This window comes from Pseudomonas sp. HMWF006 (assembly GCF_003061205.1).
GTDB classification, from domain to species: Bacteria; Pseudomonadota; Gammaproteobacteria; order Pseudomonadales; family Pseudomonadaceae; genus Aquipseudomonas; species Aquipseudomonas monsensis.
Genome location: NZ_QAIU01000380.1, coordinates 1 through 14,079 on the forward strand (window position 1 = coordinate 1; position 14,079 = coordinate 14,079).

At 60.1% G+C, this 14,079-nt stretch carries 14 protein-coding genes; 3 read left to right on the forward strand and 11 right to left on the reverse strand.

Annotated elements, in window-relative coordinates; genetic code table 11:
• From cysN to DBR24_RS15485, 4 genes are all read right to left on the reverse strand, one after another.
• Positions 1–1,255, reverse strand: a 1,255-nt coding sequence (gene cysN / locus DBR24_RS15470) for a sulfate adenylyltransferase subunit CysN (RefSeq protein ID WP_128615204.1), incomplete at its 3' end; no start/stop codon positions are given.
• 53 nt (positions 1,256–1,308) lie between these two features.
• Positions 1,309–1,650 (reverse strand): four helix bundle protein, encoded by a 342-nt coding sequence (locus DBR24_RS15475; protein WP_128615205.1) that lies wholly within the window; start codon positions 1,648–1,650, stop codon positions 1,309–1,311.
• 104 nt (positions 1,651–1,754) lie between these two features.
• Entirely contained in the window at positions 1,755–2,672 is a 918-nt protein-coding gene (gene cysD / locus DBR24_RS15480; RefSeq protein WP_098967227.1) for a sulfate adenylyltransferase subunit CysD, read from the reverse strand.
• A gap of 252 nt (positions 2,673–2,924) precedes the next feature.
• Positions 2,925–3,683 carry a Nif3-like dinuclear metal center hexameric protein gene (locus tag DBR24_RS15485; RefSeq protein WP_128615206.1) on the reverse strand — a complete coding sequence of 253 codons (759 nt, stop codon included), beginning with the start codon at positions 3,681–3,683 and terminating at the stop codon, positions 2,925–2,927.
• Between the two features lie 103 nt (positions 3,684–3,786).
• Between DBR24_RS15485 and algW the strand changes: the two genes are divergently transcribed.
• From algW to DBR24_RS15500, 3 genes are all read left to right on the forward strand, one after another.
• A complete protein-coding gene (algW, locus tag DBR24_RS15490; RefSeq protein ID WP_123464691.1) occupies positions 3,787–4,944 on the forward strand; it encodes a Do family serine endopeptidase AlgW in 1,158 nt (385 codons plus the stop codon).
• An 87-nt stretch (positions 4,945–5,031) separates the two neighbouring features.
• A complete protein-coding gene (locus tag DBR24_RS15495; protein ID WP_128615207.1) occupies positions 5,032–7,149 on the forward strand; it encodes a TonB-dependent siderophore receptor in 2,118 nt (705 codons plus the stop codon).
• A 12-nt stretch (positions 7,150–7,161) separates the two neighbouring features.
• Positions 7,162–7,881 carry a DUF4198 domain-containing protein gene (locus DBR24_RS15500; protein WP_128615208.1) on the forward strand — a complete coding sequence of 240 codons (720 nt, stop codon included), beginning with the start codon at positions 7,162–7,164 and terminating at the stop codon, positions 7,879–7,881.
• Between the two features lie 322 nt (positions 7,882–8,203).
• Here DBR24_RS15500 and hisC read toward each other — a convergent pair whose 3' ends face one another.
• From hisC to DBR24_RS15535, 7 genes are all read right to left on the reverse strand, one after another.
• Positions 8,204–9,256 (reverse strand): histidinol-phosphate transaminase, encoded by a 1,053-nt coding sequence (gene hisC / locus DBR24_RS15505; protein WP_128615209.1) that lies wholly within the window; start codon positions 9,254–9,256, stop codon positions 8,204–8,206.
• Between the two features lie 2 nt (positions 9,257–9,258).
• Positions 9,259–10,596 carry a histidinol dehydrogenase gene (hisD, locus tag DBR24_RS15510; protein WP_123464684.1) on the reverse strand — a complete coding sequence of 446 codons (1,338 nt, stop codon included), beginning with the start codon at positions 10,594–10,596 and terminating at the stop codon, positions 9,259–9,261.
• A gap of 125 nt (positions 10,597–10,721) precedes the next feature.
• Entirely contained in the window at positions 10,722–11,357 is a 636-nt protein-coding gene (hisG, locus tag DBR24_RS15515; RefSeq protein WP_123464681.1) for an ATP phosphoribosyltransferase, read from the reverse strand.
• Between the two features lie 127 nt (positions 11,358–11,484).
• On the reverse strand, positions 11,485–12,750 hold the full coding sequence (gene murA, locus DBR24_RS15520) for a UDP-N-acetylglucosamine 1-carboxyvinyltransferase (RefSeq protein WP_128615210.1): 1,266 nt from the start codon (positions 12,748–12,750) through the stop codon (positions 11,485–11,487).
• A gap of 22 nt (positions 12,751–12,772) precedes the next feature.
• On the reverse strand, positions 12,773–13,012 hold the full coding sequence (locus DBR24_RS15525; protein ID WP_123464679.1) for a BolA family protein: 240 nt from the start codon (positions 13,010–13,012) through the stop codon (positions 12,773–12,775).
• Between the two features lie 115 nt (positions 13,013–13,127).
• Positions 13,128–13,433, reverse strand: a complete 306-nt coding sequence (locus tag DBR24_RS15530) for a lipid asymmetry maintenance protein MlaB (RefSeq protein ID WP_064387999.1) — start codon at positions 13,431–13,433, stop codon at positions 13,128–13,130.
• Positions 13,430–14,074: a phospholipid-binding protein MlaC gene (locus DBR24_RS15535; protein ID WP_123464677.1), complete on the reverse strand. Its 645-nt coding sequence runs from the start codon at positions 14,072–14,074 to the stop codon at positions 13,430–13,432. Before DBR24_RS15535 ends, DBR24_RS15530 begins: the two co-directional genes overlap by 4 nt.
• Positions 14,075–14,079: the final 5 nt, after the last annotated feature.

Sequence of the window (14,079 nt, forward strand, 5' to 3'; positions counted from 1 at the left end):
TGACGATGAAGGCGCCAGTGGTGCGGTTGCTCTCGTAACCGTCGAGGGCGATCGGCGCGTCGAGCGCGATCTTCACCTTGCCGATTTCGTTGAGCTGCAACGCGCTCGCCGGGCCTTCTTCCAAGGTGTTGACGTCGACCTTGTTGACGATGCTGGCGATCGAGCCCGGCACGTAACTGGTAGCGCGCTTGATGTCGTATTTCTTGCCCGGCAGCATCGGCTCTTCAGCCATCCACACCAGCATCGCTTCGAAGCTGTCGGTGACCGGCGGCACGTTGTCGGCATGCACCAGCAGGTCGCCACGGGAGATGTCGATTTCGTCTTCCATGGTCAGCGTCACCGCTTGACCCGGGCCGGCGTGCTCCAGTTCACCTTCGAAGGTGACGATGGATTTCACGCGGCTGCTCTTGCCCGACGGCAGCACCACCACTTCGTCGCCCTTCTTGACGATGCCACTGGCGAGGGTGCCGGCGAAACCGCGGAAGTTCAGGTTCGGACGGTTGACGTACTGCACCGGGAAACGCAGATCGGTGAAGTTGCGGTCGCCCGCCACTTCCACGGTCTCGAGGATTTCCATCAGCGACTGGCCGGTGTACCACGGCGAGCGCTCGGACTTGTTCACCACGTTGTCGCCCTTCAGCGCCGACATCGGCACGAAGTGCATGCTGGTCGGCTTCATCTTCAAGCCTTCGGCGAACTTCAGGTAATCAGCCTTGATCGACTCGAACACGCCTTCATCGAAGTCCTTGAGGTCCATCTTGTTGATGGCGACGACGATGTGTTTGATGCCCAGCAGGGACGCGATGAAGCTGTGGCGACGGGTCTGGGTCTGCACGCCGTAACGCGCATCGACGAGGATGATCGCCAGGTCACAGGTGGACGCACCGGTGGCCATGTTGCGGGTGTACTGCTCATGGCCGGGGGTGTCGGCGATGATGAATTTGCGTTTGGCGGTGGAGAAATAACGGTAGGCGACATCAATGGTGATGCCCTGCTCACGTTCGGCCTGCAGACCGTCGACCAGCAACGCCAGGTCGATGTCGTCACCGGTGGTGCCGACTTTCTTCGAATCACGGGTGATGGCTTCCAGGTGATCTTCGTAGATCATCTTGGAGTCGTGCAGCAGGCGCCCGATCAGGGTGCTCTTGCCGTCATCGACGTTACCGCAGGTCAAAAAGCGCAGCAGCTCTTTACGCTCGTGCTGGCCCAGGTAGGCGAGGATGTCCTCGCTGATCAAATCAGATGCGTGGCTCATTGCATTCAAGCTCCGAGCTGTAAGCTTCAAGCGGCAAGCTTGTCGGCGTACAGCTAGTCAGAAATTTTGTTGATCAACCCGACCAGCATTCTAGAAAGCTCTCGGGTTTCCATAATCCAATTTTCAGCCAGCGGTTCTGCGATGTAAGCGATATCTCGGCCTATCAGGATCTGGGTTCGCAACTCTCCACAAGACGCCTTAGCGATCCAAAGAAAGTGGATCTTTTCTTTGCAACTCCGGCGCTCCATGCCTTCAGCAATATTGGAAGGCACTGACAGTGCAGAGCGGGTGATCTGATCCTTGAATCCAAAATCCCCGCATCGCGAAAACTCTCTAAAAATCCTCACCGCCAGACATTTGCTTCGCTGCCACACAACCAGTTTCTCGAAATCCATTACGAGTCATCCGATTCCGGCTCGCAGCAACCGGCCGCAAGCGCCAAACCGCGAAGTTACGCATACTGCCTTTAACTTGCAGCTTGCCGCTTGTAACTTGAAGCTTAAAAGTATCCTTGACGTTTTTTATCTTCCATCGAGCCTGCGCCATCGTGGTCGATGACCCGGCCCTGGCGCTCGGAAGTTCGCGTCAGGAGCATTTCCTGAATGATGTCCGTCAGGCTTTCGGCCTCGGACTCTACCGCGCCCGTCAACGGGTAGCAGCCAAGGGTGCGGAAACGCACTTTCTTTTTGACGATGCGTGCCTTGTCCTCATCGGACAGGTGTTCGAGGATACGGTCGTCGTCGATCATGATCAGCGTACCGTTCTTCTCGATCACTTCACGTTCGGCGGCGAAGTACAGCGGCACGATCGGGATGCCTTCGAGGTAGATGTACTGCCAGATGTCCAGTTCGGTCCAGTTCGACAACGGGAACACACGAATGGATTCGCCCTTGTTGACCTTGCCGTTGTAGACGTTCCACAGCTCCGGACGCTGGTTTTTCGGGTCCCAGCGGTGCTTGCTGTCGCGGAACGAGTACACGCGCTCTTTGGCGCGGGATTTCTCTTCATCGCGACGGGCACCGCCGAAGGCTGCGTCGAAACCATGCTTGTCGAGTGCCTGTTTCAGGCCCTCGGTCTTCATGATGTCGGTGTGCTTGGCGCTGCCGTGGGTGAACGGATTGATGTTCTGTGCCACGCCATCGGGGTTGATGTGGGTGATCAGGTCCAGGCCCAGTTCTTCGACCATCTTGTCGCGGAACTTGTACATCTCCTGGAATTTCCAGCGGGTGTCGACGTGCATCACCGGAAACGGCAGTTTGCCCGGGAAGAACGCCTTGCGTGCCAGGTGCAGCATCACGGCGGAGTCTTTACCGATGGAGTACAGCATCACCGGGTTATCGAACTCGGCGGCCACCTCGCGGATGATGTGGATGCTTTCCGCCTCCAGCTGTTTCAGATGCGTCAGTTTGTCGACCATGGCTACTCACGAAAGCTTTCTTATGAACGGCCAGCGGGCCGTGTTCGAGCGGGGAATCCTAGCACAGCGTCCTTCTTCTAATCAGGGCGCAAGCTAGAACGAAAGGGCATATGAATATGCCCACTCGTTTGGGCGCGCGCGCCCCTTTAGGAGCGAGCCTGCTCGCGATAGCGGTGTATCAGTCAGCGCTATGTCGAAAGCGACAACGCTATCGCGAGCAGGCTCAGTCCTACAGGAGAAATGCGGAGTTCATCAGATCGGGTTGGGGCAGTCGATGAAGATGTGTTCGACGGCGAAGCGTTTCGCCAGATAGTCGCCCAGGGCCTGTACGCCGTAGCGTTCGGTGGCGTGATGACCGGCAGCGATGAAGCTGATGTCGTTCTCGCGGGCGCTGTGGAAGGTCTGCTCGGACGCTTCACCGCTCAGATACAGATCGACACCCGCCGCGACCGCCTGATCGATATAGCCCTGCCCGCCGCCGGTGCACCAGCCGACCCGACGAATCATCGGGCTGCCTTCGATCAGCAGCGGTTCACGGCCCATGACGTCTTTTACCTTGCGGGCGAAATCACGTGCCGTCATTGGTTCGTTCAACGACCCGACCAGGCCGACAATCTTCAGGTTGTCCGGGTCCAGCGGCCCTTCGACGGTGATGTCCAGTTGCCGCGCCAGTTGCACGTTGTTGCCGACCTCCGGGTGCAGGTCCAGCGGCAAGTGGTAGGCGAGCAGACTGATGTCGTGCTTGAGCAAGGTCTTCAAGCGACGCTGCTTCATGCCGGTGATGCAGGGGTTCTCGCCCTTCCAGAAGTAACCGTGGTGCACCAGTATCAGATCGGCCTCGGCTTCGACGGCGGCATCGAGCAATGCCTGACTGGCGGTGACGCCGCTGACAATGCGCATCACCTGTGGCCGGCCTTCGACCTGCAGGCCGTTGGGGCAATAATCGGCAATTTTCGCACTGCCAAGGTAACGGTCGGCTTCTTCAACGAGGGTGCTGAGGGCAACGGCCATGAAAGACTCCTAAATATCCCGTTCAGAGGCGCGCGCGGCCTCGTATAATGCGCGACATTATGGGCGGTCTGACCCCGCCTGCAACTTTTCCAGGACGTGCTTAATGCTCAAGGCGCTGCGTTTTTTCGGCTGGCCGCTGTTGGCCGGTGTGCTTATCGCTCTGTTGATTATTCAGCGTTACCCGCAGTGGGTCGGGCTCCCGAGCCTCGACGTCAACCTGCAACAGGCCCCGCAAACCACCAGTGTGCAGCAAGGGCCGGTGTCCTATGCCGATGCGGTGACCATCGCCGCGCCGTCGGTGGTCAACCTTTACACCACCAAAGTCATCAACAAACCCGCGCATCCGCTGTTTGAAGACCCACAGTTCCGGCGTTTCTTCGGTGACAACTCGCCCAAGCAGAAGCGCATGGAGTCGAGCCTCGGTTCCGGCGTGATCATGAGCCCGGAAGGCTACATTCTGACCAACAACCACGTCACCAGCGGCGCGGATCAGATTGTCGTGGCGCTCAAGGATGGTCGCGAGACATTGGCCCGGGTGATCGGCAGCGATCCGGAAACCGACCTCGCCGTGCTCAAGATCGATCTGAAAAACCTGCCGGCGATCACTATCGGTCGCTCCGACAACATTCGCATCGGTGACGTCGCGCTGGCCATCGGCAACCCGTTCGGCGTCGGCCAGACGGTGACGATGGGCATCATCAGCGCCACCGGGCGCAATCAGCTGGGCCTGAACAACTACGAAGACTTCATCCAGACCGACGCCGCGATCAACCCGGGCAACTCCGGCGGTGCGCTGGTGGATGCCAACGGCAACCTGACCGGCATCAACACGGCGATCTTCTCCAAGTCCGGCGGCTCGCAGGGTATCGGTTTTGCGATTCCGGTGAAACTGGCGATGGAAGTGATGAAGTCGATCATCGAGCACGGCCAGGTGATTCGTGGCTGGCTGGGGATTGAAGTGCAGCCGCTGACTCAGGAACTGGCCGAATCGTTTGGCCTGTCGGGACGCCCGGGGATTGTGGTCGCGGGGATTTTCCGCGATGGCCCGGCGCAGAAAGCTGGCCTGCAGTTGGGTGACGTGATTCTGAGCATTGATGGCGAACCGGCCGGAGATGGTCGCAAGTCAATGAACCAGGTCGCGCGGATCAAGCCGACCGACAAGGTGACCATCCAGGTCATGCGCAACGGCAAAGAGCTGAAGCTCACCGCTGAAATCGGCCTGCGCCCACCACCGGCACCGGCGCAGGAAAAAGAAGGGTAAGAGATTGTTCGCGCCAACGGCGCGAATAGCAGACATTCTCAACGGGCATGTTATATTGTTTCAATTGAACAATTGGAACAACATAACATGTCGTCTCGAAAAAGGGCCTCCCTGCTCCGTCTGACCCTGGGTCTACCCCTTGGCTTGCTGGGCGATCCGGTCTTCGCCGAAGAACCGCAACCGCTCGAACTCGACGCCATCAGCGTCACCTCCGACTACGAATCAGCCACCGACCCGGTCAAGGGCTATCGTGCCACGCGGTCGTCGAGCGCGACGAAAACCGACACCGCGATCCGCGACATTCCGCAAGCGATCAGCGTGATACCGGCCAGCGTGCTCAAGGATCTGGGCAGCAGCAGCGTCGAACGCGCACTGGATTTTGCCGGCGGCGTCTCGAAGCAAAACAACTTCGGCGGTCTGACGCTTTACGAATACAGCGTGCGCGGTTTCACCACTTCGGAGTTCTACAAGGACGGTTTCAGCGCCAACCGCGGTTATCCGAGCACGCCGGACGCCGCCAACATCGAGCGCATTGAAGTGCTCAAAGGCCCGGCTGCCAGCCTGTACGGCCGAGGCGATCCGGGCGGCACGGTGAACATCGTCACCAAGAAACCGCAGCCGCAAGCCTTCACGACGCTGCAAACCAGCGCCGGCAGTTGGGACCGCTATCGCAGCGCACTGGACGTCAACACCCCGCTCGATGAACAGGGTGACGTGCTGTCGCGGGTCAACCTCGCCGTCGAGGACAACCACAGCTTTCGCGATCACGTCGACAGCCAGCGCGTGTTCGTCGCCCCCTCGATCAGTTGGCAACTGAACCCCGACACGTCACTGCTGGTGGAAAGCGAAATCGTCCGTCACAGCTCCACCTTTGATCGCGGCATCGTGGCGCCGAACAACAAATGGAGCGGCGTCTCGCGCTCGACCTTCCTCGGCGAACCGAACGACGGCAACATCGCCAACCACAACAACCTGCTGCAGGCGACGCTCGAGCATCACCTCGACGACCGCTGGAAACTGCGTCTGGCCAGCCATTACAAGGAAGGCAAGCTCTGGGGCGACGCGTCCGAAAGCCGACCGCTGAACGCCGACGGCCATACCGTCAACCGCCGTTATCGCGAACGCGACACCAACTGGCACGACAGCATCACCCAACTGGAACTGCGCGGACTGTTCGACCTCGGCCCCTGGCAGCACGAACTGCTGATCGGTACCGAGTATGAAAACTTCCGCAAGAACGAGCGCGTCACCACCATCACCGGCGGTCCGTACGCCATCGACATCTATAAACCGATCTACGGCCAGGCGAAACCCGACGGCGCGCGCTCGGGCAGCGACTTTTTCGAACACGTCGAGAGTCAGGCGCTGAACCTGCAGAATCAAATTGTTTTCACCGACAAGCTGCGCGGGATGATCGGCGCGCGTTTTGAACATTTCGATCAACACATCAATGATCACAGCCGCAATACCACCAGCCACCAACGTCACGACACCCTCACCCAACGCGCCGGCCTGCTCTATCAAGTGACGCCGGATACCGGCCTGTTCGCTAACGCATCGACCTCGTTCAAACCAAACAATGGGCTCGACGCGTCCGGCAAATCCTTCGATCCGGAAGAAGGCGTCGGTTATGAAATCGGCATCAAGAACGAGCTGTTCGACGAACGCCTGAGCAGCACCCTTGCCTTCTTCCACATCGACAAGGAAAACGTCCTCGCCCTCGACCCGGCTACCGACAGCAGCCGCGCGATGGGCAAGGCGCGCAGTCGCGGGTTCGATTGGCAGGTCACCGGGCAAGTGACCGACGCCGTGCGGGTAATTGGCGCCTTCGCCTACATTGATGCCGAAGTCACTCAGGGTGACGCGGTGATTCCCACCGGCAGCCGCATTCTCGGCGTGGCTAAACGCAGCGGCAGTCTGCTGGGTGTGTACGAGTTTCAGGACGGCCACCTGCGCGGCTCGGACGTCGGCGCGGCGTTCACCTACGTCGGCGACCGTTCCGGTGAAGCCGGCAGCGACTTCGAATTGCCGGCCTACCACACCGTCGACCTGCTGGCCCATTACAAGGCCAGCGACACCGTCACCGTCGGCCTGAACCTGAACAACCTCTTTGACGAAAAGTACTACGAGCGCGCCTACAGCAACTACTGGGTCAACCCCGGCGAACCGCGCAATTTCACTGTCAGCCTGACTCTCAACCTGTAAAAGGAAGTCCCCATGCAATACGGCAAAACCCTTGTGCTCATCGCCGCGCTGTTCGCCGGCCAGGTCTCGGCCCACGGCCTGTGGACGGAACAACGCCGCGGCAATATCGAAGTGATCTACGGCCATGGCGCCGAAGACAACGCGTTCAAGGCGCAGAAAATCAGCGGCGCCTGGGCCTATGATGCGGGCGGCAAAATGATCCCGGTCAGCGTCGAGCGCCTGGCGGACCATGCACGCTTGAAACCCTTGAAGTCGCCGGCGGTGATGGCCGTGGCGCTGAACAACGGGATGTGGTCGCAGACGGCTGACAAGAAGTGGATCAACGAAGGGCGCAGTAAAGTGCCAGGGGCGGTCGAGGCGACCGAGACGTTCAAATACAGCCTGGCGATTTACCAGCCGGGGGCAAAGTTGCCCAAGCTCGATCAAATCAGGTTGCTGATTTTGCCGGAGGTCGATCCGCTGACCGTTGGCCCGGGCAAATCATTGCCGGTGCGGGTATTGCTCGATGGCAAACCGGCAGCGGGCGTGAAGTTGATCGGTGATTATCGCAGTGCGCCGAACACGCTGAGCACCGAGACCGACAAAGACGGACGTGCGCAGGTGTTGGTGAGGAATGAAGGGTTGAATGTGATTGCGGCGCAGGTGGAAGTGCCGGTCAAGGACAGCGCTGATGTGGACAGTCGTGGCCTGTTCAGTTCGCTGACGTTCCTTGGCGAACCGCATCACGAATAAAAGCCGACCCTCACCCCAACCCTCTCCCGGAGGGAGAGGGGGCCGACCGGGTTGTCTTGCGGGATACATCGACCTGAAAGATCAAGTCGATTAGAGATTCGGTACAGCACTTTCACGTCGGCGAAACTCTGCAATATCCCGCAATCAGTCCACTCTCCCTTTGGGAGAGGGGGCCGACCGGGTTGTCTTGCGGGATACATCGACCTGAAAGATCAAGTCGATTAGGGATTCGGTACAGCACTTTCACCTCGGCGAAACTCTGCAATATCCCGCAATCAGTCCCCTCTCCCTTTGGGAGAGGGTCAGGGTGAGGGCTTTGCTTTTAGAGCTCGCCAAGGCCAACGATCAGCGCCTGGTTCTGCTCCGGCGTACCGATCGAAATCCGCAGGAACTGCGCAATCCGCTCCTGCTTGAAGTGCCGCACAATCACGCCCTGCTCACGCAACTTCGCTGCCAGACCCGCTGCATCATGCTGCGGGTGCCGCGCAAAAATGAAGTTGGCCGCCGACGGCAACACTTCAAAACCCTTGGCCTGCAACTGCGCGATCACCCACTCGCGACTCTCGATCACCAGACGGCAAGTCTTGTCGAAATACTCGCGATCTTCGAACGCTGCTGCCGCACCGACAATCGCCAGGCGATCCAGCGGATAAGAGTTGAAGCTGTTCTTGATCCGCTCCAGCGCTTCGATCAGATCCGGATGCCCCACCGCCAGACCCACGCGCAGCCCGGCCAGCGAGCGCGACTTGGACAGCGTCTGCGTTACCAGCAGGTTCGGATAACGGTCAACCAGACTGATCGCCGTCTCGCCACCGAAGTCGAAGTACGCCTCATCCACGACCACCACCGAATCCGGGCTGGCCTTGAGAATCTGCTCGACCGCCTCCAGTGCCAGCAGGCAACCGGTCGGTGCGTTCGGGTTCGGGAAAATGATCCCGCCGTTCGGCTTGGCGTAGTCCGCCGGGTTGATCTGGAACTGCGCGTCCAGCGGCACGGCATCGAACTGGATGCCGTACAGACCGCAATACACCGGATAGAAGCTGTAGCTGATATCCGGGAACAGCAGTGGCTGCTCGTGTTGCAGCAGACCGTGGAAGATGTGCGCCAGCACTTCGTCCGAACCGTTGCCGAGGAACACCTGATTGCTCTGCACGCCGTAGTAGTTGGCGACGGCGGTTTTCAGCAGATCACTGTTCGGGTCCGGGTACAGACGCAGGTTGTCGTTGAGTTCGGTCTGCATCGCCGCCAGGGCTTTTGGCGACGGGCCGTAGGGGTTTTCGTTGGTGTTGAGCTTGACCAGTCTGGTCAGCTTCGGCTGCTCGCCTGGCACGTAAGGCACCAGATCCTTGACGAACGGGCTCCAGAATTTACTCATGTTCATTCCCCTTGCCCTTGAAGAAAGTCTTGGTCTTTGATGCGGTATTCAGCGCTGCGTGCGTGCGCGCTCAGGGATTCGCCACGGGCCAGCACCGATGCGGTCTTGCCCAGCTCGGAAGCACCGGCTTCGGAGCAGAAGATGATCGACGAACGTTTCTGAAAGTCGTACACACCCAGCGGCGAGGAGAAACGCGCGGTGCCGGAGGTCGGCAGCACGTGGTTCGGGCCGGCGCAGTAGTCGCCCAGCGCCTCGGAGGTGTGACGGCCCATGAAGATCGCGCCGGCGTGACGGATCTGCGGCAGCCAGGCCTGCGGGTCGGCCACCGACAGCTCCAGGTGCTCCGGGGCAATGCGGTTGGCGACTTCGATGGCTTGCGCCATGTCACGCACGTGAATCAGCGCGCCGCGACCGTTGATCGAGGTTTCGATGATGGTCGCGCGGTCCATGGTCGGCAGCAGCTTGTCGATGCTCGCGGCCACCTTGTCGAGGAACCCGGCGTCGGGGCTGACCAGAATCGCCTGGGCGTCTTCGTCGTGCTCGGCCTGGGAGAACAGATCCATGGCGATCCAGTCCGGATCGGTCTGGCCGTCGCACACCACGAGAATCTCGGACGGGCCGGCGATCATGTCGATACCAACCTGACCGAACACGTGGCGCTTGGCGGTGGCGACATAGATGTTGCCCGGGCCGACGACCTTGTCCACTTGCGGCACGCTTTCGGTGCCGTAAGCCAGCGCGGCAACCGCCTGCGCACCGCCGATGGTGAATACCCGGTCGACGCCGGCGATGCACGCCGCCGCCAGCACCAGCTCATTGATTTCACCGCGCGGGGTGGGCACGACCATGACCACTTCGGTCACGCCGGCGACCTTGGCCGGAATCGCGTTCATCAGCACCGACGACGGGTACGACGCCTTGCCGCCCGGCACGTAGAGGCCGGCACGATCCAGTGGCGTGACCTTCTGGCCCAGCACCGTACCGTCGGCTTCGGTGTAGCTCCAGGAGTCCTGTTTCTGTTTTTCGTGGTAGCTGCGCACGCGCGCTGCGGCTTTTTCCAGCGCTTCGCGTTGCGCCACGGTGATGCGGGTCAGGGCCAGCTCCAGGCGCTCGCGCGGCAGGATCAGGTCAGCCATCGAGGCGACTTCAAGGCCGTCGAATTTCTGGGTGAACTCGACCAGCGCCGCATCACCGCGCTCGCGCACAGCCTTGATGATGTCCAGCACGCGCTGATTGACCGAGTCGTCAGACACACTTTCCCAGCTCAGCAGATGATCCAGATGATGCGCGAAATCCGGGTCAGCAGCGTTGAGTCGGCGAATTGCAGTCGGTGCGGTCATAGCGAGAGCCTCATAGGAATGGCAAAAACTCAGGCGCCCTAACTTAGCAGTCGTTTCCGCTTGGGCACCTGAGATTCTGGCTATGAGGCGGATAGACGGGCGCGACTCAAGGTCGCGCAGGTACATCAGCCGCGGTGTCGCGATTCCACTGCCTTGCGCAGGGTATCGATCAACGCCTGGATCCGGGCGTGTTGCATCTTCATCGAAGCCTTGTTGACCACCAGGCGCGAGCTGATCGTGGCGATCAGTTCCTGAGGTTCCAGGCCGTTGGCGCGCAGGGTGTTGCCGGTGTCGACCACGTCGATGATCTTGTCGGCCAGACCAATCAGCGGTGCCAGCTCCATCGAGCCGTAGAGCTTGATGATGTCGACCTGACGGCCCTGTTCGGCGTAGTAACGCTTGGCAACGTTGACGAACTTGGTCGCCACGCGCAGACGGCCTTTAGGCTCGGCTGCGCCAATTTTGCCGGCGGTCATCAGCTTGCACTGGGCAATCTGCAAGTCCAGTGGCTCGTAAAGGCCCTGGCCGCTGTATTCCATCAGCACGTCCTTGCCGGCCACGCCGAGGTCGGCCGCGCCATGCTCGACATAGGTCGGCACGTCAGTGGCGCGCACGATCAGCAGACGAACGTCGTCCTGGGTCGTGGGGATGATCAGCTTGCGGCTCTTGTCCGGATTCTCGGTCGGCACGATGCCCGCTTCGGCGAGAAGCGGCAGGGTGTCGTCAAGGATTCGGCCCTTGGACAGTGCGATGGTCAACATGGGAAACGTCAGTCCTTATCAAGGTACTCATGTCCGGTCGCAATCGGCGCCGGACACACATCGAGCCGGAAACCGGCTCGACTCAAAACGAACTCAGCGGACACGTCCCTGTGTCCCGATGCAGCAATCAGCCCGGAACGCGACGGATCTTGGCGCCCAGCATCTGCAGTTTTTCTTCGATGCACTCGTAACCACGGTCGATGTGGTAGATGCGATCGATCAGGGTATCGCCTTCGGCCATCAGTGCCGAGATCACCAGACTGGCCGACGCCCGCAGGTCGGTCGCCATCACTGGCGCACCCTTGAGGATTTCGGTACCGGTGACGATGGCAGTGTTGCCTTCGACCTGGATCTTGGCGCCCATGCGGTGCAATTCGTACACGTGCATGAAACGGTTTTCGAAGATCGTCTCGATCACGGCACCGGTGCCTTCGGCAATGGCGTTGAGCGAGATGAACTGCGCCTGCATGTCGGTCGGGAACGCCGGGTACGGCGCGGTGCGCACGTTGACCGCTTTCGGGCGCTTGCCGTGCATGTTCAGCTCGATCCAGTCTTCACCGCAGGTGATTTCTGCACCGGCTTCACGGAGTTTTTCCAGAACGGCTTCGAGAATGGTCGGATCAGTGTCCTTGACCTTGACGCGGCCACCGGTGACCGCAGCGGCCACCAGGTAGGTGCCGGTTTCGATACGGTCAGGCATGACCTTGTAGAACGCCGAACCCAGGCGCTCGACGCCATCAATGGTGATGGTGTCGGTACCGGCGCCGGAAACCTTGGCGCCCATGGCGTTGAGGAAGTTCGCCAGGTCAACCACTTCAGGCTCGCGAGCGGCGTTCTGCAGCACGCTGCGGCCCTTGGCCAGAGCCGCGGCCATCATGATGTTTTCGGTACCGGTCACACTGACGGTATCGAAGAAGAAGTGTGCACCGCGCAGGCCGCCATCCGGCGCCTTGGCCTTGATGTAGCCGCCTTCGACGTCGATGACCGCGCCCATGGCTTCGAGACCACGGATGTGCAGGTCGACCGGACGCGAACCGATGGCGCAACCGCCAGGCAGGGCGACTTCGGCTTCACCGAAACGGGCAACCATCGGGCCCAGCACGAGGATCGACGCACGCATGGTTTTCACCAGTTCGTACGGGGCGATCAGGGTCTTGATGGTGCGCGGGTCGATTTCGACGCTGAGTTTCTCGTCGATCACCGGCTCGATGCCCATGCGACCGAACAGCTCGATCATGGTGGTGATGTCATGCAGGTGCGGCAGGTTGCCAACGGTCACCGGGCCATCGCACAGCAGGGTGGCGGCCAGGATCGGCAGGGCAGAGTTCTTTGCCCCGGAAATGCGGATCTCGCCATCAAGACGAGCGCCACCGGTAATAATCAATTTATCCATAAGAATCTCGACGCCCTAGGGCTCAGGTGCGCTCGGCCCAGGCCGCGCGGCTGAAAAATTTCATAGTGACCGCGTGGATGCTGCCATCGGCGATCCATGGGTTCAAATGGGCATAGATGCTTTGCTGACGCTTGACCGGGCTCAACGCCGCCAGTTCATCGCTAATCACGTTCAGCTGAAAGTTGCACCCTTCGCCTTCAACTTCTACCAGCGTTCCTGGCAGCTTCCCTTCAAGGAAGCTCTTCACTTCTACGGCCTGCATGCTCAACCTCAATCGGCGCCCTGTGCGCACGGGTCGGACATCATACAAAAAAGCCCCGCGCCTGCGAACCCCGCATGGCAGGACTCTGACGGGGGGCTATTTTACTGATGCGGGTTCAGGGGTGCGCCAACAACTCGGTCAATTCACTGACCTGAGCGATTTCACGCATGTCTTCGGGCATCGCGCGAATGCTGACGGCCTTGCCGGCCGCCTGGGCATCACGCATGAAGCACAGCAGCAACGACAAACCGACGCTGCTGGACTTCTTTACCGCCGAGCAGTCGATCACCAGCGACGACGCCTTGCTGGATTTGATCAGCGCCTGGCCTTCCTTTCGCAAGTCCGGCCCGGTGCGATAATCCAGCACTCCGCTGAGCAATAGCTCGTCGACATCACTCATACGAACTGCCGCCTCACTCATTGCGCTGGTTTCTTTTCGGTGGCTTCCTTGGCCTTGGCCACTTCACCGGCCCAACCATTGATGGTCTTGTCCAGATCGTTGCCATTGCGCTGCATCGCATCCGCGAACTGGTCACGGAACAGCTTGCCGATGTTGATGCCATTGATGATCACGTTACGCAGCTTCCACTCGCCGCTGATCTTCTCGAGCGTGTACTGCACAGGATAGATCGCGCCATTGCTGCCCTTGACGGTCATGCCGACGCTGGTGCGATCGCCCGACTCATCCTTGGCAGGATCAACCGTGATGCCCTGGTTGTTGTACTCCAGCAAAGCGTTGCCGTAGAACTGGAACAGGCCTCTCTTGAAGTTTTCCTGGAAGGTCTTCATCTGCGCGGGCGTGGCCTTGCGCGAATACTTGACCGTCATGATGCTTTTGGAAATGCCTTCGGCATCCACCACCGGACCGACGATGGTATTCAACGCCGTGTAGAAATCCTGCGGATCCTGCTTGTACTTCTCTTTGTTCGCTGCCAGGTCGGCAAGCATCCGGTTAGTAGTGTCCTGAACCAGATCGTGCGCGGATTGCCCGGGCGCAGCGTTAGCCATCAGAGGCAAGGCCGCGAGCAACACCAACAGGCCACGTCGCAAGGTAGAGATCATTCAAA

What these genes read in the sequence shown, in the direction of transcription:
- DBR24_RS15475 (WP_128615205.1), bottom strand. Translation starts at nt 1,650, where the DNA reads ATGGATTTCGAGAAACTGGTTGTGTGGCAGCGAAGCAAATGTCTGGCG.
- cysD (WP_098967227.1), bottom strand. Translation starts at nt 2,672, where the DNA reads ATGGTCGACAAACTGACGCATCTGAAACAGCTGGAGGCGGAAAGCATC.
- DBR24_RS15485 (WP_128615206.1), bottom strand. Translation starts at nt 3,683, where the DNA reads ATGGCCGTTGCCCTCAGCACCCTCGTTGAAGAAGCCGACCGTTACCTT.
- algW (WP_123464691.1), top strand. Translation starts at nt 3,787, where the DNA reads ATGCTCAAGGCGCTGCGTTTTTTCGGCTGGCCGCTGTTGGCCGGTGTG.
- DBR24_RS15495 (WP_128615207.1), top strand. Translation starts at nt 5,032, where the DNA reads ATGTCGTCTCGAAAAAGGGCCTCCCTGCTCCGTCTGACCCTGGGTCTA.
- DBR24_RS15500 (WP_128615208.1), top strand. Translation starts at nt 7,162, where the DNA reads ATGCAATACGGCAAAACCCTTGTGCTCATCGCCGCGCTGTTCGCCGGC.
- hisC (WP_128615209.1), bottom strand. Translation starts at nt 9,256, where the DNA reads ATGAGTAAATTCTGGAGCCCGTTCGTCAAGGATCTGGTGCCTTACGTG.
- hisD (WP_123464684.1), bottom strand. Translation starts at nt 10,596, where the DNA reads ATGACCGCACCGACTGCAATTCGCCGACTCAACGCTGCTGACCCGGAT.
- hisG (WP_123464681.1), bottom strand. Translation starts at nt 11,357, where the DNA reads ATGTTGACCATCGCACTGTCCAAGGGCCGAATCCTTGACGACACCCTG.
- murA (WP_128615210.1), bottom strand. Translation starts at nt 12,750, where the DNA reads ATGGATAAATTGATTATTACCGGTGGCGCTCGTCTTGATGGCGAGATC.
- DBR24_RS15525 (WP_123464679.1), bottom strand. Translation starts at nt 13,012, where the DNA reads ATGCAGGCCGTAGAAGTGAAGAGCTTCCTTGAAGGGAAGCTGCCAGGA.
- DBR24_RS15530 (WP_064387999.1), bottom strand. Translation starts at nt 13,433, where the DNA reads ATGAGTGAGGCGGCAGTTCGTATGAGTGATGTCGACGAGCTATTGCTC.
- DBR24_RS15535 (WP_123464677.1), bottom strand. Translation starts at nt 14,074, where the DNA reads ATGATCTCTACCTTGCGACGTGGCCTGTTGGTGTTGCTCGCGGCCTTG.